General features: G+C 37.7%; 25 protein-coding genes. 12 read left to right on the top strand and 13 right to left on the bottom strand.

The features are described 5' to 3' along the window. The first annotated feature begins 107 nt into the window (after positions 1-107). The 3 genes from dacB (at position 108) to BCF58_RS09125 (ending at position 4,180) form a co-directional block, all read left to right on the top strand. Complete coding sequence (gene dacB, locus BCF58_RS09115) at positions 108-1,577, top strand: D-alanyl-D-alanine carboxypeptidase/D-alanyl-D-alanine endopeptidase (RefSeq protein WP_121461485.1); 1,470 nt, start codon at positions 108-110, stop codon at positions 1,575-1,577. A gap of 88 nt (positions 1,578-1,665) precedes the next feature. Continuing rightward, a complete protein-coding gene (locus BCF58_RS09120; protein WP_121461486.1) occupies positions 1,666-3,588 on the top strand; it encodes a M1 family aminopeptidase in 1,923 nt (640 codons plus the stop codon). 19 nt (positions 3,589-3,607) lie between these two features. After that, on the top strand, positions 3,608-4,180 hold the full coding sequence (locus BCF58_RS09125; protein ID WP_121461487.1) for a TlpA family protein disulfide reductase: 573 nt from the start codon (positions 3,608-3,610) through the stop codon (positions 4,178-4,180). A gap of 29 nt (positions 4,181-4,209) precedes the next feature. Here BCF58_RS09125 and BCF58_RS09130 read toward each other — a convergent pair whose 3' ends face one another. Continuing rightward, positions 4,210-5,088, bottom strand: a complete 879-nt coding sequence (locus BCF58_RS09130; RefSeq protein WP_121461488.1) for a cupin-like domain-containing protein — start codon at positions 5,086-5,088, stop codon at positions 4,210-4,212. A 160-nt stretch (positions 5,089-5,248) separates the two neighbouring features. Here BCF58_RS09130 and kbl point away from each other — a divergent pair, with 160 nt between their 5' ends. The 4 genes from kbl (at position 5,249) to gldG (ending at position 9,577) form a co-directional block, all read left to right on the top strand. Next, the gene (gene kbl, locus BCF58_RS09135) at positions 5,249-6,442 is read left to right on the top strand and encodes a glycine C-acetyltransferase (RefSeq protein WP_121461489.1); all 1,194 of its coding nucleotides are present in this window, start codon (positions 5,249-5,251) and stop codon (positions 6,440-6,442) included. A gap of 77 nt (positions 6,443-6,519) precedes the next feature. Next, positions 6,520-7,074 (top strand): CopD family protein, encoded by a 555-nt coding sequence (locus tag BCF58_RS09140; protein WP_121462020.1) that lies wholly within the window; start codon positions 6,520-6,522, stop codon positions 7,072-7,074. A gap of 102 nt (positions 7,075-7,176) precedes the next feature. Next, positions 7,177-7,905, top strand: coding sequence for an ABC transporter permease (locus tag BCF58_RS09145; protein ID WP_121461490.1), 729 nt, complete (start codon positions 7,177-7,179; stop codon positions 7,903-7,905). A 4-nt stretch (positions 7,906-7,909) separates the two neighbouring features. Next, positions 7,910-9,577, top strand: coding sequence for a gliding motility-associated ABC transporter substrate-binding protein GldG (gene gldG, locus BCF58_RS09150; RefSeq protein WP_121461491.1), 1,668 nt, complete (start codon positions 7,910-7,912; stop codon positions 9,575-9,577). Between the two features lie 47 nt (positions 9,578-9,624). On the opposite strand, the gene BCF58_RS09155 is transcribed toward gldG, so the two are convergent. From BCF58_RS09155 to BCF58_RS09200, 11 genes are all read right to left on the bottom strand, one after another. Further along, entirely contained in the window at positions 9,625-10,800 is a 1,176-nt protein-coding gene (locus BCF58_RS09155; protein ID WP_121461492.1) for a type II restriction endonuclease, read from the bottom strand. Further along, entirely contained in the window at positions 10,790-11,986 is a 1,197-nt protein-coding gene (dcm, locus tag BCF58_RS09160; RefSeq protein ID WP_121461493.1) for a DNA (cytosine-5-)-methyltransferase, read from the bottom strand. Before dcm ends, BCF58_RS09155 begins: the two co-directional genes overlap by 11 nt. Next, complete coding sequence (locus BCF58_RS09165) at positions 11,983-12,393, bottom strand: very short patch repair endonuclease (protein WP_121461494.1); 411 nt, start codon at positions 12,391-12,393, stop codon at positions 11,983-11,985. The genes dcm and BCF58_RS09165 overlap by 4 nt, the downstream gene beginning before the upstream one ends. 121 nt (positions 12,394-12,514) lie before the next feature. Next, positions 12,515-12,880, bottom strand: coding sequence for a helix-turn-helix domain-containing protein (locus tag BCF58_RS09170; RefSeq protein WP_121461495.1), 366 nt, complete (start codon positions 12,878-12,880; stop codon positions 12,515-12,517). A gap of 749 nt (positions 12,881-13,629) precedes the next feature. Then, complete coding sequence (locus BCF58_RS09175) at positions 13,630-14,544, bottom strand: helix-turn-helix domain-containing protein (protein WP_121461496.1); 915 nt, start codon at positions 14,542-14,544, stop codon at positions 13,630-13,632. 305 nt (positions 14,545-14,849) lie between these two features. Beyond that, positions 14,850-15,689, bottom strand: a complete 840-nt coding sequence (locus BCF58_RS09180) for an SDR family oxidoreductase (RefSeq protein WP_121461497.1) — start codon at positions 15,687-15,689, stop codon at positions 14,850-14,852. 164 nt (positions 15,690-15,853) lie between these two features. After that, positions 15,854-16,591, bottom strand: a complete 738-nt coding sequence (locus BCF58_RS09185; RefSeq protein WP_121461498.1) for an SDR family oxidoreductase — start codon at positions 16,589-16,591, stop codon at positions 15,854-15,856. 76 nt (positions 16,592-16,667) lie between these two features. After that, positions 16,668-17,237, bottom strand: coding sequence for a Crp/Fnr family transcriptional regulator (locus BCF58_RS09190; RefSeq protein WP_121461499.1), 570 nt, complete (start codon positions 17,235-17,237; stop codon positions 16,668-16,670). A gap of 77 nt (positions 17,238-17,314) precedes the next feature. Then, the gene (locus BCF58_RS09195) at positions 17,315-17,740 is read right to left on the bottom strand and encodes a DUF1801 domain-containing protein (protein ID WP_121461500.1); all 426 of its coding nucleotides are present in this window, start codon (positions 17,738-17,740) and stop codon (positions 17,315-17,317) included. A 2-nt stretch (positions 17,741-17,742) separates the two neighbouring features. Continuing rightward, the gene (locus BCF58_RS17385) at positions 17,743-17,886 is read right to left on the bottom strand and encodes a hypothetical protein (protein ID WP_170148997.1); all 144 of its coding nucleotides are present in this window, start codon (positions 17,884-17,886) and stop codon (positions 17,743-17,745) included. Positions 17,887-17,895: 9 nt separating this feature from the next. After that, complete coding sequence (locus BCF58_RS09200) at positions 17,896-18,324, bottom strand: DUF4268 domain-containing protein (RefSeq protein WP_121461501.1); 429 nt, start codon at positions 18,322-18,324, stop codon at positions 17,896-17,898. 143 nt (positions 18,325-18,467) lie between these two features. On the opposite strand from BCF58_RS09200, the gene BCF58_RS09205 reads away from it, so the two are divergent. From BCF58_RS09205 to BCF58_RS09215, 3 genes are all read left to right on the top strand, one after another. Further along, positions 18,468-18,875 carry an RrF2 family transcriptional regulator gene (locus BCF58_RS09205; RefSeq protein ID WP_121462021.1) on the top strand — a complete coding sequence of 136 codons (408 nt, stop codon included), beginning with the start codon at positions 18,468-18,470 and terminating at the stop codon, positions 18,873-18,875. Between the two features lie 100 nt (positions 18,876-18,975). Beyond that, a complete protein-coding gene (locus BCF58_RS09210) occupies positions 18,976-19,863 on the top strand; it encodes a sulfite exporter TauE/SafE family protein (protein ID WP_121461502.1) in 888 nt (295 codons plus the stop codon). 88 nt (positions 19,864-19,951) lie between these two features. Beyond that, positions 19,952-20,242, top strand: coding sequence for a putative quinol monooxygenase (locus BCF58_RS09215; protein WP_121461503.1), 291 nt, complete (start codon positions 19,952-19,954; stop codon positions 20,240-20,242). A gap of 100 nt (positions 20,243-20,342) precedes the next feature. Here BCF58_RS09215 and BCF58_RS09220 read toward each other — a convergent pair whose 3' ends face one another. After that, positions 20,343-21,140: a T9SS type A sorting domain-containing protein gene (locus tag BCF58_RS09220; RefSeq protein WP_121461504.1), complete on the bottom strand. Its 798-nt coding sequence runs from the start codon at positions 21,138-21,140 to the stop codon at positions 20,343-20,345. A gap of 97 nt (positions 21,141-21,237) precedes the next feature. Here BCF58_RS09220 and BCF58_RS09225 point away from each other — a divergent pair, with 97 nt between their 5' ends. Together BCF58_RS09225 and BCF58_RS09230 are read left to right on the top strand one after the other, a co-directional pair. After that, entirely contained in the window at positions 21,238-23,379 is a 2,142-nt protein-coding gene (locus BCF58_RS09225; RefSeq protein ID WP_121461505.1) for a TonB-dependent receptor plug domain-containing protein, read from the top strand. Between the two features lie 10 nt (positions 23,380-23,389). Continuing rightward, the gene (locus BCF58_RS09230) at positions 23,390-24,475 is read left to right on the top strand and encodes an HmuY family protein (RefSeq protein WP_121461506.1); all 1,086 of its coding nucleotides are present in this window, start codon (positions 23,390-23,392) and stop codon (positions 24,473-24,475) included. The last annotated feature ends 1 nt before the right edge of the window (position 24,476 follow it).

Raw genomic sequence — 24,476 nt, forward strand, 5'->3', positions numbered from 1 at the left:
AATAATTTCTACTTTTGATCGTTGATTTAATGTTTGGCTCTTTTATTGATGATTTTTAACCAAATCGTTTTTATGACATCCAAACATAGAAACAAATTAGAAGATAGATGGTAAATTACAGAAAGTATATTTCAGGCTTTGCGGTACTGGCATCCGGATTTTTCCTGGCTCAGTCTACCGTATCTACAGTTCTGTACTCTCCGGCTTACGATAATCAGAAAAGTAATTTAAACTTGCCTTCACCCATAACCTCGGTTGTGGAAAAAACGATTTTGTCGCCGAAAGAACTTGTAGACATTAATGTAAACACAATGATGTCCGACCCTGTGCTGAAAAATGCAAATTGGGGATTCGTAGTGTATGACCCGAAAACGAAGAAAGTAATCTCTTCGTACAACGAAAATACTCCTTTAGTTCCTGCTTCTACCACTAAGTTATTGACCACTGAAACAGCATTAAGCCTGTTGGGCGAAAACTACCGTTGGATGACGCAATTGGAATACTCAGGAAGTATTGATGAGAATGGAGTTTTGAATGGTAACCTTTATATTGTAGGAAGCGGTGACCCGTCTTTAGGGACGAACAAGGCCGGAGCTTCATCATACAGGGATATTGTTTCAGACTTCGTAAGCGGAATTTCAAATGTGGGAATCAAAAAGGTAAATGGTGATATTATTATTCAGACAGCGCTTTTCAAAGGTACTATTTCAAGACTTCCGGAAAATGTTGTTTGGCTAGAGAACGGTAATTACTATTTGCCTGCAGGAACCACTCGTGAAATCAGCCCCGCCAACGAAAAGCTGATCAAAAAAGGGAGCAATTTCTCAGCTGAAAAAAAGTATTTCTACATTTCTCCGTATGTGAACCAAATGGTATATGCCGATACATATGAAGGAGACGCAATTTTAACAACAAAATTACCCGATGCGCCGGCTTATCTGGCCAATACCTTCAGAACAACTTTAGTAAAAAGCGGAGTAGCCGTTACAGGGAAAGTAACTCCTAAAATGACGGACGGAGCTCCTGAAAGCAGAAAGATGATTTCTGCTTATAAATCTCCTACATTAGGGGATATTGTGTATTATACCAATCAGCACAGTGATAATTCTTTAGCAGAAGCTTTATTGAAAACCGTAGGTTTCCAGAAACTGGGAGATCAGACTACCGAATCGGGAAGAGCAGTGGTAACAGGTCACTTAAAAGATATTTCTTTTGATCTGACCGGATTAAGCTATGTAGACGGAAGCGGTCTTTCAAGAAGTAATCTGGTAACACCTATTTCCCAGGTTAAATATCTTACCTCTTTAATGGATGAGAAGTACTATCAGGCTTATCTTACTTCATTGCCGATCGGAGGCCAGACCGGAACATTGAAAAGAATGTTCATGGGAACCGGAAACGGGCAGATTTTTGCTAAAACAGGTACCTTGAACAGAGTAAAAACGTTAGCCGGATATATGAAAACCAATTCCGGGAAGACATTAGTTTTTTCTTTGCTGGTTAACAATTATTCCGGTTCTGTGGATATGGTGAAGAAGAGGATGGAAAAAATCCTTGAGCCTGCTTTGGATCTTTAATGCATGATAAGCAATTAAAATTATATAAGAACCTTTTAATCAATGATTAGAAGGTTTTTTTTATCTTTGAGAATATAAAAGTTTTATTATGAAGAAATTATATTTTTTAGTTCTGGGTGTTTTTGTATTTCATCAATTCTGCGCACAGAATGAAAATATAGAAAAAAAAGGCTTGATGGCTAAGGAAATGAAATCCTATGCCAATAAGATGGTTGCCTATAATATCAATCCCAATACCTTAAACTATGATTTGCAGTATCAGAGAATGGACGTAACCCTGGATCCTGCGGTAGCTGCCATTTCAGGTTCTGTAACCTCTCATTTCAAGCCCAGTCAGAATATGAGCAGTATCTATTTTGACCTGGTCAATTCTTTAACGGTTTCTCAGGTAAAATACCATGGCACTGATCTTAATTTTCAACAACTTGCCACCAAAGAAGTTAAGATTGATTTTCCGGTTTCCCTGCAGGCGAATGTATTGGATTCCTTAACGATCCATTATTCCGGGACACCTCCTGCAACCAATGGTGCGTTTACCAATGGAACCCAGGGAGGAACTCCGGTGGTGGCAACTCTAAGTGAACCTTACGGGGCTCAGGATTGGTTTCCGACAAAACAAAGTCTTAATGATAAAATAGAACGCTTTGATTTTAAAATTACAACTCCTTCTCAGTATAGCGTTGCTTCCAACGGAAAGCTGATGTCCGAAACTATACTTCCGGGAGGACAGAAATTAACGTTCTGGAGAACGATGTATCCTATGGCCGCTTACCTGGCTGCCCTTTCCATTACGAATTTTGTGAAACTGACCGATACAATGGGCAATCCGCCTTTCCCGTTTATTAATTATGTATATCCTTCTACGGCAGCTGATGCAACAAGTATGGCCAATATAGACTGGACCAAGCAGATCATGAATACTTTTGAAACCTATTTCGGACCTTATCCTTTCAGAAATGAAAAATACGGACATATGCAGTTCATGCATGGCGGTGGAATGGAGCATCAGACCATGAGTTCCATGGGAAGCTGGAGCAAAGGACTGATTGCGCATGAGCTGGCTCACCAGTGGTTCGGAGATAAGGTAACCTGCGGAGCATGGAATGATATATGGCTGAATGAAGGGTTTGCTACATTCGGTGAACATGTGGCCAATGAAAAGCTGATTATGTCCAATGCTGATTTTATGAATTATCTTGCCGGTCAGAAGGATTTTGTCACCAGCGCACCGGGTGGTAGCACGTATGTGGCAGATTCTAATCTGGCCAATGTAAATACTATTTTCAGTAGCAGATTAAGCTATGCAAAAGGAGGGTATATTGTGAGAATGATCAAATGGATTCTTGGGGAGACAGTATTCTATCAAGCTCTTAAAGACTATCATGCAAGACCGAATCTGGCTTATAATTATGTGAGGACTGCCGATCTGAACGCTTCCTTATTGCAATCCACAGGGAAAAACTTTACGGAGTTTTTCAATGATTGGGTGTATGGCCAGGGATATCCTACGTATGATATCAGATGGAAACAATCTGCTAATCAGATTACCTTTAAGGTTTCCCAAACGCAGAGCCATGCTTCTGTAAGCTTTTTCGAAATGCCGCTTCCTGTCAAAGTGAACGGAACAGGGGGAGAGGTGGCTTACTTCGCTTTGGACAATACTTCAAACAATCAGTATTTTACGCAGACGGTTACGTTTCCTGTAGCAAGTGTTCAGTTTAACTATGAATATCAGATGCTGGAAAGAAATTCAACGGTTACCCAGGATGCTACTTTAAGTACAGCTTCTGCTGATGTGGAAAGTTTTGCTCTGTATCCGAATCCGGCCAAGAATGAGCTGTATATAAAAGGAATTGATAAACAAACAGATTATACTATCCACACAGCGGATGGAAGACTGGTAAGAAAATCAGTGTATCAGCCGAATAAAACGATTAATATTACGGAATTAGTTCCGGGGACTTATATCTTCTCTATCAAAAACAAAACCATTAAATTTATTAAGCACTAACAGAAACGAACTGATATCCATGAGATTTTTAAAAGTAATTGGCTTGCTGGGAAGTACCTTTTTATTTTCCCAGCAGAATGACTGTAGTTTAAAAAAGTCCGAACACATCAATGTTCCGGCGGCAGATAAAAACGATCTGTTGTGCATCGCCAAAAATTCAGGAAAGCCCAATACCGTTTTTTACACATTGGCAAGTTGGTGTGCTCCTTGTATCGAACATCTTCCGGATGCTTTGAAACTTGAAAAGGATTTCAATACAGACGTATATGTTGTTCTGGTGGAAGCGGAAGATGATCCCAGGGTTCAAAATGCGATCAACAGAGTGAAAGACAGATTGGAAGATGCTAAAATGCTGGTATTAAAAAACTCGGTGTATCCGGGCGGAGTTAAAAAGCGTAACAAAACCTTTGTAACGCAGATCACGCCACCCGAATTTGAAACCATTCCTGATTTTTCAAAATTTATCGTCATCAATAATCAAGGAGACGTTGTCATGGTGACTAACTGGAAAGATTATAAAAAATTGGATAAAAAGAATACAGAGAACGCTCAGCAGATGTTATCGCATACAGTAATTCCATTGTTACAATAATTTTAGGTATTAATATAGATGAGAAGCTTTCAGATATGGAAGCTTTTTTGTTTTTTAATAGCCCGGTTAGCCTTTCTTTTGGCTTTTTCCAGCTTATAGGCAAACCACTTTTCGCCGAAAATATTTCTCATGGCATTGTCGAAATTCCGGATAAGCACCATGTTTTTAAAACCTCTCCATTTTTCCAGAAAACTGTAGGGCAGTGCTCTTACGGAAACCGAATATCCTTCTGTTTCGTATTGGATATAATGCCACCAGCCGGAAGGAATGTAAAGTGTCTCACCGGGTTGTATGATGGCTTCGTAACCGTTTAAGTAGAGAAGGCCGGGAAATTCCCTGTAATCGGGTTCTTTAATATTGGGGACACTATGAAAATTGTAAGGAAGCTTATACATCAGGTCAGATTGTTCCCATGGAAAAAGCCAGATCTTTTTGATGCCCTGAAATTGGGTGATAAACACATGAGACATATCAATATCAATATGATTCCGGGTAATAGAACCTTCACCACCGAAAAACATAAAAGGAAGCCATTTTAAAATTTTCCCTTTGGTCACATCATTGTAGCGAATGTCATTTTGGAGTTCGGGTTTAATGCTTAATAAGTTGAATAAAAAAAGCCTGTGTTCGGTAGGAGTGGAGCTTATCAGATCCAGATACTCGGCGAAAGTGGTTTGTCCCACCGGTTTGCTGGCAACTCTGTCCAGGGATTCAAGATCACTTCCATAGATATTGACTGTATGGTCTCCGGCGATTTCTTTGAAGTATGCATAGTTCCATTTTTTGAAAGCAGGGCTCTCCGGATCTGCAAAATCTTCTAAAATAATGGGCTTTGCGGGTTTCATGTAGGTTGAAAAGAAATCTTCCGGGGTTATATTTTTTATTTTTTCTACTGCTGATAATCTCATTTCCCTGAATTTTGAAACAAATATAACAATTAGTCTACTAAAATTATAGACTATTAGGAAAAATCTTATTTTTTTATAGAAACATTCAGAATAAAACCGATATAAAGCTGATACTTTACCGCCTTTTTACTAAATTAGCGCATCTTAAAATTTACTAAAAATGATCTCTAAAAAGTATCTTGAAAATCTACAGAACGAACTTCAAAATATTGATAACGACGGGCTATATAAAAGAGAAAGAATCATCACTTCTCAACAAAGCGCGGAAATAGAAGCGAACGGTAAAAAGCTGTTAAACTTCTGTGCGAACAATTATTTGGGATTATCCAACCATCCTGAAGTGATGAAAGCTTCTCAGGATATGATTGAATCTCATGGGTATGGAATGTCTTCTGTTCGTTTCATCTGTGGAACTCAGGATATTCACAAGCAATTGGAACAAAAGATCGCTGAGTTTTTAGGACTTGAAGATACCATCTTATATGCTGCGTGTTTTGATGCGAACGGAGGGGTTTTTGAACCTTTGTTTACCGAAGAGGATGCAATTATTTCCGATGAGCTGAACCACGCATCAATTATTGACGGGGTTCGCCTTTGTAAAGCGGCAAGATACCGCTATAAAAACAATGATATGGCGGATCTGGAAGCTCAGTTAATTGCTGCATCCGAGAAAAACCACCGTTTCAAAATCATCGTAACAGATGGTGTGTTCTCTATGGACGGAATTGTTGCCAACTTAAAAGGAGTTTGTGATCTGGCGGATAAATATGATGCGTTGGTGATGGTAGACGATTCCCATGCAACAGGTTTCATCGGGAAAACAGGACGTGGAACTCATGAAGCGAATGAAGTAATGGGTAGGGTAGACATCATTACTTCTACCTTAGGAAAAGCTTTAGGGGGTGCTTTAGGAGGATTTACTTCCGGTAAGAAAGAAATCATCGATATGTTAAGACAGCGTTCAAGACCTTATTTATTCTCCAACTCTTTGGCTCCGGGAATCGTAGGTGCAGCTTTAAAAGTGTTGGATATGATCTCTGACGATACTTCACTTCGTGATAAGGTAATGGAGAATGCAGCGTATTTCAGAACGCAGATGAAAGCTAAAGGATTTGATATTCCTGATGGTGATGCGGCGATTGTTCCGGTAATGCTTTACGATGCACCGCTTTCCCAGAAAATGGCTGAAAAGCTTATGGATGAAGGAATTTACGTCATCGGGTTCTTCTATCCGGTAGTACCGAAAGGAAAAGCGAGAATCAGAGTTCAGTTATCTGCGGCACATACAAGAGAACATTTAGATAAAGCCATTGCTGCTTTTGAAAAAGTAGGAAAAGAACTTGGAGTAATATAATGCACCAGGCTGTAAGCTTTAGGCAGTAAGCTTGTATGCTGCCTAAAGCTTGTAGCTTATCGCTTAAAGCTAAAAATATGCTTTACACTATCATTAAGGCTTTACATATTATCTTCATGGTAAGCTATTTTGCGGGGATTTTTTATCTCGTGAGAATATTCGTTTACTATAAAGATACGGATGAATTTGCCGAAGAAAAGAAAGCGATCCTAAGGGAACAGTATACGTTCATGGCCAGAAGGTTATGGAATATTATTACCGTTCCTGCAGGTGTTATTATGGCGGTATGCGGAATCATCATGATTTTTTTGAATATGGGTCTCATGAAAACCCCGTGGTTCCATCTGAAGCTTACTTTCCTGGTCGGTTTGGCAATTTACCATTACTGGTGCTGGAAAAAAGTGCTTCAATTGAAACAGCTTAACGGAAATACCCTTGACACAGCCAACATTAAGCTGAGACAAGCCAATGAAATAGCAACTTTCATTTTGTTCCTGGTGGTATTCACCGTGATTTTAAAATATCAGGTGATCGAATACTGGTGGCAATTAATTGCAGGATTTTTCGTTTTGGTAGTTCTGATCATGATGACGGTGAAGCTGGTGAATAAGAATAAAAAAAATAAACAATAGTAGTTATAAGTTATGAGTTTTGAGTTATAAGTTGGTTTTTAAAACCGGCAACAAGTAACTCACAACTCATAACTTATCATTTAAAACTCATAACTCAAAAACATGTTTGCAATTTTAAAAAAAGAACTTTGGAGTTACTTCGGGAACTGGAGCGCATGGATCATCATTGCGGCTTTCAGTCTCATTGCGGCTCTTTTTCTGTTTTTTTTCGATAACGATTCCAATATTTTCGAGATCGGGATGGCTTCTTTACAGAGCTATTTCGTGCTGGTTCCTTGGCTGTTGATGTTCATTATTCCTGCACTTTCCATGAAAACGTTTGCAGAGGAACAGCAGACAGGAACCCTAAACTGGCTTTTTTCACAGCCTTTAAAAGTATCTGATCTTGTATTCGGGAAATTCCTTTCCGTTTGGGTAGTCGGGATTTTATGCCTGATCCCGTCATTGGTTTACCTGTATACGGTATATGTTCTGGGAGTTCCGGAAGGAAATATCGATCTGGGAATGACGTTCGGAAGCTATATTGGTCTCATTATTTTAATTGCAGCTTTTTCGGGAGTAGGGATTTTAGCGTCTTCGCTTTCCCAGAACCAGATCATGGCATATCTGTTGGGTGTTTTCATGTGCTTCATCATGTATTTCGGGATCGAGCAGTTAGCGAGTTATAAACTTTTAGGCGGAGCAGATTTTATTTTACAGAATATCGGGTTTTATCAGCATTTCTTAGCCTTTACAAGAGGGCTGATTGATTTCAAGGATGTAGCCTATTTTGTTCTGATCATCGGGGTTTGTTTAGCATTGTCCAATCATTTTATCCAAAAAAAGAAGTAAGATTATGAAGAAGATATCATTCAAGTCACCGGTAGGAATTTTACTGTTCGTTATTTTGCCTTTGGCGGTCATCCTGTATATTTCAGGAATCAGGTTGGATTTAACAAAAGAAAAAAGATACACGCTTTCAGACAATACGATTAAAGTACTGGAATCCGTTAAAAAGCCTTTAACGGTTGAGGTGTACCTTGAAGGGGATTTCCCGGCAAGTTTCAAGCAGCTTCAGAGCGAAACCAAATTCATGCTGGAAGAATTCAGAAAGGTGAATCCGAAAGTAGATTTCAAATTTATAGACCCTATCAAAACCAAAATGTCCCAGGATACTTTGATGGCGATGGGAATGCAGCCTTCCGTATTGCCGGATGTAAAAGACGGGAAAGTTTCACAGATCGTGCTGTTTCCGTATGCGGTGATCAAGTATAATAAAAATGGGGTTTCTATTCCTTTGGTGGTACAGCAAACCGGGATTGATGCCGATGAGCAGCTTACCAAATCCATTGAAAATTTAGAATACAACCTTGTTTCCAACATCAAGAACGTAGCAACGGATAAGAGAAAGAAAGTCGGAATTCTGGTGAACCAGGATGAGCTGAGCCCGGATGAATTCCAGGGATTTATGCATCTGGCGCTGGAAAGCTATGATGCAGGTCCTATTATTCCTAAAAACCAGACGGAGCTTACAGCCGCTGATATTCCTTTATTGAAGCAGATGAGCGCACTGGTGATTGCCAAACCAAGAAAAGCTTTTACCGATGGTGAAAAGGTCATTTTAGACCAGTACATTATGAATGGCGGGAAAACCCTTTGGATGATTGATGCCGTGAATGCTGAAATGGATACCTTAATGAGGTCCCAGAAAATAATGCCTTTCCCTGTAGATAATAATATGACGGATTTCTTCTTCAATTACGGGATCAGGATCAATCCTGCTTTGGTAAAGGATGTGAAGAAGTTTGCGCTATTAAGACTGGTAACAGGGGAGGTGAGTGGAAACCCGCAATATACAAGCCTTCCATGGCCGTATTATCCGCTTGGAATTGCTGAAAAAGATCACCCGATCACCAAGAATATCAATCCTGTGAAATTTGAGTTCCCGACTTCTATTGATACATTGGGAAGAAAGAACATCAAAACCCACGTCCTTTTTGAATCCAGTGAAAGAACATTGCTGAAGCAGGTTCCGAATTACGTGGATTTAAAAGAAATTGCCAGCGTAGACAGCCTTGGACAAATGGAAAAACCAAGCACCCCGAAAATCTACGCCGTAGCACTGGAAGGCAAATTTACGTCTGCCTATTCTTCAAGAATTGAAAGAAAATCTTACCCCGGCTTCAAAGCACAAAGCCCGGAAAATAAAATGATCGTGATTGCAGACGGAGACGTCGGAAGAAACAAAGTAATAAAAGGAGAACCTTTACCATTAGGCGTAGACATGCTGACCAACGAGCAGTTTGGAAACGAACAGTTTTTAAGAAATGCTCTAGATTATCTGCTAGATGACAGCAATCTGATGGAATTAAGAAACAGAAACATCGAAGAAAGGCTTCTGGACCGCCAGAGAATCACCGAAGAAAAAAGCAACTGGCAATGGTTTAATTTGCTGCTCCCATTAGTGGTGATAGGGGCTTTAGGAGGGTTGTTCTTCTGGTTGAGGAAGAGGAAGTTTGGATAAATAAAAGAGAAACCGGGAGGTTTCTCTTTTATTTATCCATTTAAATTTTATGTTTGATAATTTCTGACTTTTTTTACAAAAGAATCTAGTGTTAAAATCTTATCTCTGAATTCTCTTGGAAAACTATCTAAATAAGGTTTGGGAACAACAAGGTTTACATCGTATTTATACATTTCTTCAAGTTGATTCTTAGAAATACCTTGTTGTAAGGTAAATAAATGTTTTGTTTTGATCCTGTCAGCTTCGTTTAGAACTTGCCGCCACCTGTCTTTACAAGTTGTTTTTGCCGCAAGAACTATTAACTTATTTTCATTATAATCAGGATTTCTGTATGCTTCCACACTTGGAAATAAGAAATCTGGTTTTTTATTAAATTCAGTTACTGCCTGAGTTTCATAATGCAAATCAAAAATATTGAAAACTTCAGCTAAGTGATGTTCCAATGATTTTCCAGCTCTGCTTTTTCTTCGATTTAAAATAGTATTCGCAACTTCAACAAGTTCTTCTACAGATGTAAAAGGTGATTTAATCCTTTCAGAATATCTATTATTTTCAAGTGTTTTGAAAAGTTGAAACTCAGCATTAATCCATTGCAAAATTTCTTTATCAGGATTTGTTTGTATTAATTGTGAAGTTATATGATATGAATTATTATAGCAATTTCTGGCATTAGTTGCAAGTTCAATTGTTGTTGGAAAACTAACAGTTAAAGTAGAAATAAAAGCATTAAAGCATTCAATAAGCTTATTTTCTGCTGTTTGTTCAACTTGTTTTGGAATTATTCCGTTTATTTCTGTGGTCGAAATATTGAGTGCGGCTAAAAATCCGTCTATATCATCATCAGAATGAAGAACAAATGCTTCGTAAAATTCTTCAGATTGTTTTGCAATTACAAGTAAATCTCCAATGTTTTCGTCTTGAAGGAATGGGAATCCTTTTCCAAATCTCGTTAATCTGTATTCGTTTCTTGTACCAGTTCCATAATAGATAAACCTACTTTGTGTCTCAAAACTATTTTGCCATTTTATTGTTACAAATTTATCTTTATTTTCTCCTTTTTGACCTTCAGAATCAAAAAATAATGGCCAACTCTTTTTATGCATATGGAATCCAGCCTGATGTCCGCCAGTTGCTCCGGTATCATTTGCTGTTATAAATTTTGAAAATGCAATTTCAGAATTTTGTACTGATTGGACTACTTCAGTTAAAATACTATTTTCCATAATCTTCCAAAACTTTTACCAACTGTTTTGCAACAGCTTGAATTAGTGGAACAGCAACAGAGTTTCCAAATTGTTTATATGCTTGGTTATCAGAAACAGGGATTATGAAACTATCTGGAAATCCTTGCAGTCTTGCACATTCTCTTGGAGTTAATCTTCGTGGGTTTGAATCTTCCTGCGGTATAAGTATTTCTGCCCCATCTTTATAATATCTTGCTGACATTGTTCTTGAAATACCCTCTAAATCAGTAAGCCCATAGCCAAATCCGTTTCCTTTTGCTTTATGTTTTGCTGCATAATCTTGCAGGTAGTTCCAAAGTTTATCAGATAAAGTATATTTTAGGTCTGGAATCGGTTCCAGAATATCCTTAATTTTAGCTTTTGGTTTGGGAAGGTTAGGAAATTCGAAATTCTCATTACCGTTAAAAATATCGTTTCGAAATCCTATAATAATTATTCTCTCTCTGTGTTGTGGAACAAGATGCTTTGCATCTAAAACCTTATAATGAATAGAATACCCCAACTCTGTTAAGGTGTTTTTAATTACTCTAAATGTATTTCCTTTATCATGAGAAACAAGATTTTTTACATTCTCCAACATAAAAGCTTTTGGCTTTTTGTAATCCAAAATTCTTGCGATATCAAAAAATAAAGTTCCTTGTGTTTCATCTAAAAATCCGTGTTTTCTCCCCAGAGAATTTTTTTTGGAGACTCCTGCAATAGAAAATGGCTGACAAGGAAATCCGGCTAATAAAACATCATGATCAGGTATGTTTTTCTCATTAATTTCGGTTATATCTCCGTAAGGGACTTCTCCAAAATTAGCTTCGTAAGTTTTTTTTGCATAGTTATTCCATTCACTTGTAAAAACACACTTTCCACCGGCGTTTTGATAAGCAAGTCTTATTCCTCCAATTCCGGCAAATAAATCTATAAATTTAAATTTAGGATTTTGTTTTGGAGGAAAGGGAATATCAAATTTAAAAGGAATATATAGTTGATCAGGATCTTCTATAGTAGATAAAATTTCTCTTTGCAAATATTCTTTTGCAGCAGGTTTGAAATATTGAGATACGCCGTTTTTATGATTTTGCCAATAATGTGTTAAAGCCGCAAAACCATCATTTAAGTGCTTGTCAATGTTTATATTAAGTTCTTCTTTTACTTCGGTGTATTTCAACATCATCCTTTTAAATTTTCTTCAATTTTCATTATGCAAGATGCTAAATTTTTTCGAATATCTTTGCTCCAAAACCGTAAAACTTTCCAACCACTTTTAGTTAATTCCTCGTTTACAATTTTATCTCGTTTAATGTTTTGTTCAATTTTCTTCCACCAGAAATCTCTGTTAGTTTGAATCCTGAATTTTTCTGTTTCCCAATCTTTTCCATGAAAATATTCACTGTCAACAAAAATTGCAAGTTTATTTTTTTTGAAAGTTAGATCAGGTTTTCCAAAAACAGTTTTATTATTTTTTCTGTAACGATATCCAAGTTTCCATAATGTTTTAGCCAAAAGAACCTCATCCTTTGTTCCTTTGCTTTTTATGGCTTGCATATTCTTTCTTCGTTGTTCTGTTGTTAAAACATCCATATTACAAAATTAGTAATTTGCTTTAAAACAAAATATTTGGAATCTTTCTAAACATGAAATAAGTTTTTAAATAAAAAGAGAAACCTTACGGTTTCCCTCATTTTATATATTTTTTCTGTATTTATTTTTTCAACCTCTCATTCTCCTCCATCAAAGTCACAATCTTCTCTTCCAAAATTTTAATATAGCTCTGCAAGTTTTCTACAATAGAATTCGGTATACCATTGAAATTATTAAAATAGCTACCGGAATTACCATTAAAAGTGGTATTGTCGTGGCTGTTATGTACTATAGCTGTTTGCTTTTCCTCCTTGATCTCTTCCACCGGAACGCCTAAAGCTTTGGCCAGTTTTTCCCATTCATCGTCGTAGATTCTTACTTCATCATTTTCTTTTCGGGAATAGTTGGAGACATCTGTGGAGATGATCTTAGACATATATTCCTGGGTGTATCCTCTTTGTTTTCTTAGATTTCTTAGCTTTTCCATATACGTTCTTTTATCTGTGCTTTGTACAAATATAGACAAAAATGAGGCAAAATGTTGGAATCTGTGGTATGTGGGATAAATTTTTTTAACGCAAAGGAAAAATATTTTGCTGCTGATGATCAAGGTGAGCAAAGTAACTCAATCAATACATTGATTGTAAGAAGCAAGCTTCATCAGCGACGTAGTCGCTAATCTTTGCATTCTTAAAATAATAACCGAGAAAATGAAAGCTTTGCGTTTTTGAACCCATTAAGATTTTGGGTAAAGGAGTTAAAAATAGTAAGAAGAACTTCGTTGTAAGCTTTTATTTAACGCAAAGAAATATTCATCATGCATATTGATAAAAGTAAGCAAAGTAACTCAATCAATACATTGATTGTAAGAAGCGAGCTTTATAAGCGACGTAGTCGCTATTCTTTGCATTTTAAAATAATAACCGAGAAAATGAAAACTTTGCGTTTTTGAACCATTAAGATTTTGGGTAAAGGAGTTAAAAATAGTAAGAAGAACTTCGTTGTAAGCTTTTATTTAACGCAAAGAAATATTCATCATGCATATTGATAAAAGTAAGCAAAGTAACTCAATCAATACATTGATTGTAAGAAGCTAGCTTCATCAGCGATGTAGTCGCTATTCTTTGCACTCTTAAAATAATAACGGATAGAAATGAAACTTTGCGTTTTGAACCATTAAGGTTTTGGGTAAAGGAGTTAAGAATATTAAATGAGATTCTTCCTTCGTCAGATCTTTCAATTAAACAATTTCCTAAACTCTCCCGGCGATTGGTTAGTCTTCTGCTTAAACAGCTTACTGAAAGACTGCGGATGCTCAAATCCCAATTCATAGGCAATTTCACTCACCGAAAGACTCGTTGTGCTCAGGCGTTCTTTGGCGGAATCAATGATTTTGTTCTGGATATGTTGCTGTGTATTTTGCCGGGTATGGATCCGCAATAAAGTTCCCAGGTAATTCGGGGAAATATTCATCTGTTCGGCGATGGTTTTTACGGAAGGAATTCCTTTTTCGAGAAGATTTCCGCTGTCGAAATATTGGGAAAGAACTTCCTCAAACCTTACCAGCAATTCATGGCTGGATTTTTTCCGGGTGAAAAACTGGCGTTCGTAAAAACGTTCGGAGTAGATCAGGAATAATTCAAGCTGGGCTACAATGAGATCCTGCGTAAACTTATCAATATTCGTCTGATATTCTTTTTCAATGTTTTTAAATAGATCCACAATGATCCTCTCTTCCTTATCCGAAAGGAAAAGTGCTTCATTGATCTGGTAGCTGAAAAACTCGTAAGATTTTATCTTCCTGATCAGGGAAGTTCCCCAAAGAAAATCAGGATGAATCAGTAATAAATATCCGGTGGGTTCCACTTCCACCTCCGGTTTCATTTCCAGGCTTAAAAACTGGAGCGGAGAAACAAAACACAATACCCCGGAATCAAAATCATATTCCTGCTGCCCGTAATTGAACTTGGCGTTCACATTGCGTTTCAGGCCGATGGAGTAAAAGTTCTGCACCCATTTCAGCTCATGATCGTTCACGGGATATTTTACCTTGCTGTAATCGATCAGGCTGATCAGCGGATGTTCAGGATTCGGAAGACCACAGAAGGCATGAAAATCTGAAATAGAATGGAAGCGGAATGTCTCTTTCATAATGACTAAGGTATTTAATTAATTTTAATCCCGGAAAAATTTTGAACCATTAAGCAGTGAAGCAAAGCATAATGAAGAGTCTCTCTTAATACTCTTAACTACTTCACTGCAGCTTAATGGTTCAAAAACGCAAAGCTTTCATTTCTATCCGTTATTATTTTAAGAGTGCAAAGCATAGCAACTACGTCGCTGATGAAGCTAGCTTATTACAATCAATTTTATTGATTGAATCCTTTGCTCCCTTTTAAATATACTTTATGAAGACTTCTTTGCGTTTGAAAATCTTAATGGTTCAAAAATTTGAATTAAATCGCAGTTGCTTCTGTCAAAGTTTTCCAATCCTGGGCATCTTTGGTCATGATTTCAATCTTTTTATCAAGGTAATCGGTTGTTCCCACACCCAATAAGAAATGCACCGGCGGATTGGCCTGCTTACTGATCTCGATCAGAACTTCTGCGGCTTTGTCCGGATCATTCGGCTGGTTTCCATTGATGTCATTAAGATGTGCTTGTTCCAGGGTTCTTGCCGTCTCATAAGCTTCAATAGGATTTTCAGGCGTTTTTATGGAACCTTTGTTCAGGAAATCCGTACGGAAATATCCCGGATATACCACGGTTGAATGAATTCCGAAATCTTTTGTCTCTTCAGCCAATGCTTCAGTAAATCCTGCTACGGCAAATTTGGTGGCACAATAGACTCCCCAACCCGGAAAATTCCCGGAAAATCCTCCGATGGAAGAGATATTGATGATGTTTCCGGATTGTTGACTGCGAAGATAAGGCATCACATTTCTGATTACATTTAAGGTTCCGAAAACATTTACGTCAAAATTCGCTCTTGCCTCTTCATCCGAAAGTTCCTCCAAAGTCCCGATTTGTCCGTACCCTGCATTGTTCACCACGACATTGATCTGTCCGAAAGCATCAATTGTTTTCGCAATGGCGGATTTCACATCGTTGTTGTCTGTTAAATTGACTTCAAGCGGTAAAAAATTCCCGGAAGCTTCCCCGATTTCAGAAATTAAGGATTGCGCATTTCTGGTGGTAGCAACTACACGGTAATTTTCAGATAATAGTTTTTTAACTAATGAAAGTCCTAAACCTTTTGACGCTCCTGTCACGAACCATACTTTTTTTGTTTCCATTTTTAAATATTTTTATTTGTTTTAATTGATGGTACAAAGATGGAGCGTTGTAAGATGGAAAATGTAGCCGAATCAACGAATGATGTATCTGAATCGTGGATGATTCTGTTTTTAATAAAAAAGAGAAACACAAAGGTCTCTCTTTATTTATTTTATTTTACATGTTACCAGGGACTTATTCCTGTTTCATCCTCAATATCATTACTGAAGTACTGACCTGTGGGCCCATTTTCATCAGTCAAAGTATGTTTGATAATAAAAGATGCTGCACTTTCCACAGAGCCGGGTCCGCTGTGTGCATTGAAATCTGTGGCGGTATAACCGGGATCAATGACATTCACTTTGAACGGAAGGTCTCTTAATTCATAGGCCAGAACAATTGTATAGGCATTCAAAGCTGATTTTGATGGTCCGTAAGCTGCGGTTTTTACATGATAATATTTCCATTCCGGATCGCTGTGTAAGGTTAAAGAACCCAGTCCTGAAGTAATATTACTGATTCTCGGGTTGTCTGACTTTTTCAAAAGAGGTAAAAAGGCCTGCGTAACATTGATGACCCCGAAGAAATTGGTTTCAAACACTTCTTTAATATCATTAACGGAAGTTTCAGAAGCCGTTTGCGGATTTACACCCAAAATCCCTGCATTGTTGATAAGAATATCCAGTTTTCCCTGTTCGTTTTCAACAATATTTCTGGCTTGTAAGATGGAATCGGGGTTGGTGACGTCTACTTCAATGGCTTTGATGTTTTGAAATCCTTTTTCATTGAGTTCTTTGACAACGGCTTCGCCTTTTTCAAGACTACGGCTTCCCAGGTAAACGAATAATCCTTTTGCTGAAAGCTGTTTTGCGGTTTCGAGGCCAATGCTTCTGTTGGCTCCTGTAATAAATACTGTTTGCATTTTCTCTGTTTTAATTGTTGGTGTAAAATTCCGTCAATTAAGCAGGATAACATTTGCCATTTGGCAAAAAGTGCTTTCAGCGTATATTTTTCCTTATCCGGCTCAGGGAAGACTGGGTAACGCCCAGATAAGAAGCAATATAGGAAAGTGGAATGCGGTTGACGGCATTAGGGTAGATTTCCAGAAACTTCAGATAGCGGGTGGTAGCATCTTCGGAAACAAGCGGGCTTCTTCTTTCTACTTTTTGAATCAATGCCCGTGAGGTAATTTTATGCACAATGGCATCCCAACCTACGATGGTTTGCAAAAGTTCCAGCCAGTCTTTTCTTTGAAAGACAATAAGCTTACAGTCTGTAACGGCTTCCACATAAGAGCTGGAACAGATTTCATTATCAAAGCTTTCCAGATCCACCACCAGATTATTTTCATCAATGAAGTATTTGGTAATTTCTTCTCCTTTGTTGTTGTAATAGCAGACCCTCAGAATACCGTCTACCAGGAATCCCACCTGTCTGGCGATTTTTCCCGCTTCTGAAAAATACTCATCCTTAGGCAGATGCAGTTCTGTCGCCTTACTTGCAATAAGGTCCATTTGCTGCTGATTCAGGCTTCCAAACCTTAAAATAAAATCAAATAAATCTTTCATACAGGCAAGATAAACAAAGGTAATGTAAAAACATTTGCCATTTGGCAAAAACGACATTAAAAGGGTTGGATAAACAATTATAGATCCTGTTCAGCTCCATACCGTATTGCCTCTGCAAGCACTTCAAGATGAATGTCTTTAAACGCTTTGAATTTAATGCAATATCCGGTCACACTCGCTTTTCCTATTTTCTCACCATAGGTTTTGGCTAAGTGTTTTTTATCTTCAATCCCCATAATATAGATGGAAATACCTGTTGTATTGGCACTCATCCCGATTCTGTAAAATTCCCTCGTTTTTTCACCTGCATAGTGCATTGTGTAAGATCCGTAGCCAATATTGGGATTGGAAACCGTTTTATTGTTGTCGTTTTTGCCATCCAGGAACCACAACTTACATTCCGGCATGATTTGCAGAATAAGATCGTGGAGTTCTTGCATATCGTTGCGTTTGGCTTCAGGTTGACTGGAAATATAGTTTTCGATTTGTTCCTGGGTGTTCATGACTAAAATATAGCTTTGAATAATTGATTGATTTTCCTGAAGATAAAACGGATAGTCCCCAAAATAAATTCCTGGAAGATTATTTCAGCAATCAGATAAAAGATTCCTAAGAGCAATCTGAAAAGCAATTCAAGAATAATTGTCATAAGCTAATTTTAGACATCTTTTATAAAATCCTCATATTCATAATAAAACCGCTCAAAACCATCCATTTTTTCCACAAAAAACTCAAAAATTTCCTGCCATGTATTCTTATTGAAAATAGAAACGCCGTGTTTCTCAATCCAGATCTTGCTGATCACTTTGCCATTTTCCAATGTAAAATATTCCTCTTTCTGGAAATCACCGATAAAGTCTTTCAGGATGTCTTCCAGTGACCAGATCTTTTCATAATAAGCATTCCGGAAAATTTCATCCTTCATTTCTATATCCAGGGAGACTTCCGCCTTTTTATTATCGGCATAAAACTTAAAAGAAAAATCTTTAACCTTAGTATCGTATAAGATCCATTTTCTCGGAAAAGACTTTCCGAAAGCGGTCCAAAATTCCTTTTTTAATTGTTGGGCTTCCTGTTTACTGAACATAAAAACAAAAATAGGTATTTTGGATGGAAGTTGGAAGCGGGAGGAAGGAAGAGGAAGCTTGTCTGAAGCCTGAAATTACTCCTAACTTCCTACTCGCAACTTCCAGCCTCCATATTTCAAACAATTTTATTACTTTTGCTGTAATGCTGTCAAAAAAATCTCAATATGCTTTTAAGGCACTTTCATACCTGGTAGAAAAAAGGAATGAAGGCCCGGTTCTTATTTCCGAAATTGCGGAATACAAGAAAATTCCTTTAAAGTTTTTAGAAAACATCCTGCTCGAGCTCAAAAAAGCAGACATTCTTGATAGTAAAAAAGGAAAAGGCGGCGGATATTTTTTTAAAGAAAATCCTGAAAATGTGAAGCTTGCCAAAATCATCCGTTTGGTAAACGGACCTATTGCATTACTTCCCTGTGTAAGCCTGAATTTCTACGAAAAATGTGAAGACTGCAATGAAGATCACTGCGGACTTCATGATGTATTGATAGAAGTCCGGGATGCTTCCCTGAATATTTTGGAAACAAAAACTTTAATGGATTTGGTCGACTGATAAAAATCCTTTTTTTTGAATATTTAGTCCACTGATTTGGTAGGATAAATATTTTATTTCATATTTGTATTGCTTCAAATCAATAAATGATGAATAGAATATGGTAATCTCCAGAAAAATCCAGATAAGGCTGAATGTTCTTTTTATAGCCATCGCCATTATATCGGCTGCTGTTTTTTCCATGTATCAGTTAGGTTACCTGGATGAGCTTTCTGACATTCTCGCTAAAGACAATTACATTTTTTACTGGATGCTTTTAGTCGGGGTTTTTGCAGAAATAGTGGCTGGATCTATGGGAATGGGCTATGGCGTTATCTGTACTACCACACTCTTATTCCTGAATATTCCGCCTCATATTGTAAGCGCAAGTATACATTCGGCGGAAAGCTTTACAACCGCGGCGGGAAGCATCAGTCATATCAGACTTAAAAATGTAAGTAAAGGCCTTGTTAAGAAACTGGCAATTCCGGCCATTATTGGTGCCATTATCGGAGCTTTATGTTTGACTTATTTTGGAGAATATTATGCGAAAGTTACCAAAACAATTATTGCTTTTTATACTTTATATCTTGGGTTTCAGATTTTCAGAAATGCATTTAAGAAAAAGCAGAATAAAGCATTGAAAAGGAAAACCAATTTAACGAGGCTCGGACTTCTCGGAGGTTTTATAGATTCCTTTGCCGGAGGAGGGTGGGGCCCGTTGGTAACGGGGACTTTAATCAAGAATTCGTTTACCCCCAGATTTGCAGTGGGCAGCTCTACCGTAGCGAAGTTTATTTTAACCATTACTGCGGCTATCACATTCTTCTTTACATTGGGAATTCAGCATTGGAATATTATTCTGGGGCTTCTGATAGGAGGCATCATTACGGCACCTTTTTCAGCAATGCTTACCGCAAAATTACCGGTAAAGAATATGTTCCTGATCATTGGAACATTGGTGATGGTGATGAGCTGCATAACTATTTATAAGTCGGTTTTCAATTAATTTTTTGTTCATTGTGGAAAACTATGGATTGTAAAAAAAGGTTGCACCCTTGAAATATTCTACTTTTACACCATTAAAAAAACAGGACATGAATTTACATATCATTGCGCTTTTTAAGTTTAATGAAAATTATCTGATGGAAGCGGTAGAGCTTTTCCAAAATCTGGTGAAAGAAACAAGAAAAGAAGAAGGCTGCCTTCAATACGACCTTATAGAAGACAAAGACAATAAAGGAACATTTTTCCTGATCGAATTATGGGAAAGCACGGAACATCACGGCAATCATCTCGGGCAGGATCATCTTTTGAATTTCCGCAGGGATGCATCAAGAATGATGGAAAGCTCAACGCAGGTTTACAGAGGATTTAAAATATATTAAACTTTGGTTTAATTCATGGTAAAAGGCAGTTTCAAGTAATTTGAAACTGCCTTTTTATTAGAAAAAATAGAAAGTATTAATGGTTGGCAAGAATTGCAGTTTATTTTTTAATGAATTTTGTCTTAAGTACTGAACCATCCATCGCTTCAATGAGGATATAATACACACCCGTTTGAAGCTGGCTGATATCGAATCTCTGGCTGTTAAGCTTACCTTCAGCAGCCTTTTGACCGTTAGCGGTATAAATAATGACATTCTTAACCTCTTTTCTTGTAACAAATTGTAACGCTGTATTTTCGGCATTCAGAGCAAACCGGATATCATGGTCTGAAAATTTTACCTGATCGGATACTCCCAGAGTAGCAGTTGAAGCATATACAACATCATCCAGCTGGATGGCAGTATGCTGTGCACTTCCTGTGATTTTGAAAGCGATGTATTGCTTGGTGGACGCAGGTACCGTAAATGAATACGTAGTGTCTGCAGAGGTTAAAGTAATGACATTTCCTATGGGAGTAAATGACGGCATTTCTGAAGAATTTATACCGTCTACCAGTCCTACTTCTACGGTACCTGTTGCTCCACCGGCAGAACCTCCCGTAATAGCGGCCTTAAAGGATAAGGTCTTGCTGCCATCCGGTGCTATAATCTGTGGAGAAATGAGATATCCGGCCGTATTGCTGGTAAAGAAGCTGTAGTACTGAATGTGTTTGTCTGTGGTTCCGTCTGCATATACCCACGGGCCGGATCCGCTTTGAACTCTGGACCAGTTGTTCTGTGGCCAGGTGGCACTTGTACCAATCGTAAAGTTATCAAAATTCTCATCAATTGTTGCCAGCTGTGCCTGGGCTGAAATGGTTGAAAGCACTAAAGTTCCTAAAAGTAATTTCAATTTCATAACGTTATTTTTATTTAGAATTATTCTACAAAACTATATAATTATTTTTAATTATTCTAAATAAAGTTTTATATTTGTCGAAAATTTTTTTGCTATTATGAAGAAGAAAGTGCTTTCTATTCTATCATTATCCGCTGTTCTATGGATACATGCACAGGAAAAAGATACTCTTAATCAGAAAAAAATAGAAGAGGTGGTCATCACGGGTCAATACATGCAGCAGTCCATAAATAAATCCATTTATAAAGTTGAGGTTATCGATGCGCAGCAAATCAAAAATATGGCAGTAACCACTGCCGCAGAAGTGCTTAATCAGAATCTGAATATTCTCATTGAACCGAGCAGGGGTTCCGGGGATTCAAGTGCCAATATAATGGGGCTTACAGGGGAATACACTAAAATTCTTATCGATAATATTCCTGTGGTAAGCGATCAGGGAATGGGAAATATGGTTGACCTCACCAAATTAAATGTCAATAATATCGAGCGTATTGAAATTGTGAAAGGTTCAATGGGAGTAGAATATGGAAACAATGCCGTTGCAGGAATTATTAATATCATTACGAAGAAAAATTACAGCAAAAAATTCACAGGAGTAGCTTCTCTGCAGGAAGAAACGGTAGGTAAAGATTATGACTGGTTCAAAAAAGGAAACGGGCGTCACATCCAGTTTTTAAACCTGGGATATAAGATCAATGATCACTGGACGATTGCAGCGGATATTAACCATAATGATTTTCAGGGGTTCAAGGGAAGATATAACGGTTATAAATATTTCAGCGAAAATAATGACGGGTTGAGAGGGTACGACTGGCAACCGAAAGACCAGTTAACGACCAACGCATCCATTCGGTACCATAAAAATAACACCACTTTTTACTATAAAGTCAATTTTCTTACGGAGAAGATTAATGTGTATAATCCTGTGATTGAAGAATTATACTTAGGCGGCGGAAACAGAACCTATGTTGCCAATGATGCTGATTATAAAACAAAAAGATGGATCCATCAGTTCAATATTCAGACAAAGCTAGGCTCAAGAATCAATTATAACGGGGATTTTTCTTACCAGACACAGGAAAGAAAAAAACAGGAATACCAGTATGATGTTCCTAACAGACAGGAACTTTCAAGAGGAGAAGATTTCACCTATTATCAATCTGAAGTAATGTATTCCAGAGGAATGTTCAGCAACTTTTTAGATAGTGAGAAAGTTAATTTCCAGATAGGGTATGAGCTTGACAGGACAAAAGGTTTTGCGAGTGGTGAAATCGGGGACTTCGGAAGCACCGGAAATGATGATGTGAACAGGATTATTTTCAATTATGCCAACTTCATCTCCGCAGAATGGAATGTCAATAACTGGTTGTCATTACGTCCCGGAGTAAGATTAGCGTTAAGCAATAAGTTTGATTCCCAATACAACTATTCAGCAACAGCAAGGTTTAAAACCACACAAAATTCAGATATCCGTTTGGTATTCGGTTCAGCCAATCGTTTCCCGACTTATGATGAACTATATACCTATATGGTGGATAACAACCATGATATCAGAGGAAATGAAAATTTAAAGCCTGAAACGGGATATTCGGCAGGGATATTCTGGGATTATACTACGGCAACGGCGAATAACTGGAGATTCAACTTCAGTGCTTCAGGAATGTACCTTGATGTGAAGGACAGAATTGAAAGTGTGATTATCAGCAACAGCCCGTTACAATATACCTATCTCAATGTAGATAATTACAAATCCTTACTATTCGGAGGCTCTGTAACAGCCAAAAAAGGTGACCTGTCATTGAATGCAGGAGTTTCTGTTTTGGGAATTTCACAGGTGCTGAATACCGGTCATCTTACGTCACCTGATGACTACAATTTTTACGCAGAAGCCAATTTATCAGCGAATTATACCTTACCCTATACCAAAACGCTTTTTGCCCTTTACTATAAATACACCGGAACTAAAAAAATGTTTACCCACCAGCCAAACGCTCAGGATCCTTTAGATGCGGGACAATATGTGTTAGGGAAAATAGATGATTTCAGCATGCTGAATTTTACGGTAAGCCAGCCATTTTTTAACAATCATCTGGAGCTTAGCGCAGGAATTAAAAACATTTTTGATGTAAGTACCATCAGAAATACCGTACAAAGCGGAGATGGACATAACGCGACAGCCAACCAACAAAATCTATTCTACGGCAGAAGTTACTTCGCCCGATTAAATTATAACTTTTAAAACTTTACACATGAAGAAAATACTATTTTCCCTTTTAATAGGAGCTTCTTTTATATCTCAGTCATGTATCAATGATAATGAAGATCCTGTTTTCATAGTTCCTACGGACGGTGAAGTCGTAAACCCGGATGTAGGTGGAGCTACTCAACCAAACCAGGTTTGGATTGATCTGGGAACCCATACGGAGATCCTTACCAAAAGAACGGATTGGGATTTGGCATTCTATTCAGGAAACGCTTTTAAAGTGATGCTGAACTCATCGATCATGATGGCAGCAGGAAAAATTCCTAATGCAACCAATATAGATTTAGTTACAGAAGCAAGTGTGGCAACTTTAAAAGACCAGGTTCAGGTGGCCAACTTTAATCCTTCCAATGTAGTTTATATTGATGATGTGAACGGAAATTTCCCTTCAGGATATACCGCAATTGAGGAAATCAAGGTGAATGACGCTGAAAATGCAGTGTACCTTGTTAATATGGGAAAAGAAATCTATACAGGCACTGTCGCAACCGGATCGGTTGCAACGGGAGGTGATGACAGAGGCTGGATGAAAGTTCAGGTAGTGAGATCAGGTGACGGATATAAAGTAAAGTATGCTCAATTGAATGAAACTACCCATAAAGAATTGAGCATTACTAAAAATACTGCTTATAACTACAATTTTGTAAGCCTGAAAAGTAATAAAGAAATACCTGTTCAGCCGGAAAGAAAAAAATGGGACATCTGCTTCACGGTATTCACCAATACCATTATGGGAGCGGGAAGTTATATTTATGCAGACTTTGTAACCATCAATAATGTGGGCGGAGCAGGAGCGTATGAAGTAAAAGTAACGGCACCTGCATCCGGAGTTGAAGTGTATAACAATTTCAAAGCGCCGGATATTGATCAGTCCAAATTCATTTACAATGACCAGAGAGTAATCGGTTCCAACTGGAGAAATCCGGTAGGAGTGAACGGACTGGAAGTTTATGGCGATCGTTTCTACATTATTAAAGATGCAGAAGGATATTACTTCAAGCTGAGGTTTACAAGATTGACCAGTACAGCCGGAGAACGTGGTAGACCACAATTCGAATATCAACCTTTATAAA

Source organism: Chryseobacterium defluvii (assembly GCF_003634775.1).
GTDB lineage: Bacteria > Bacteroidota > Bacteroidia > Flavobacteriales > Weeksellaceae > Chryseobacterium > Chryseobacterium defluvii.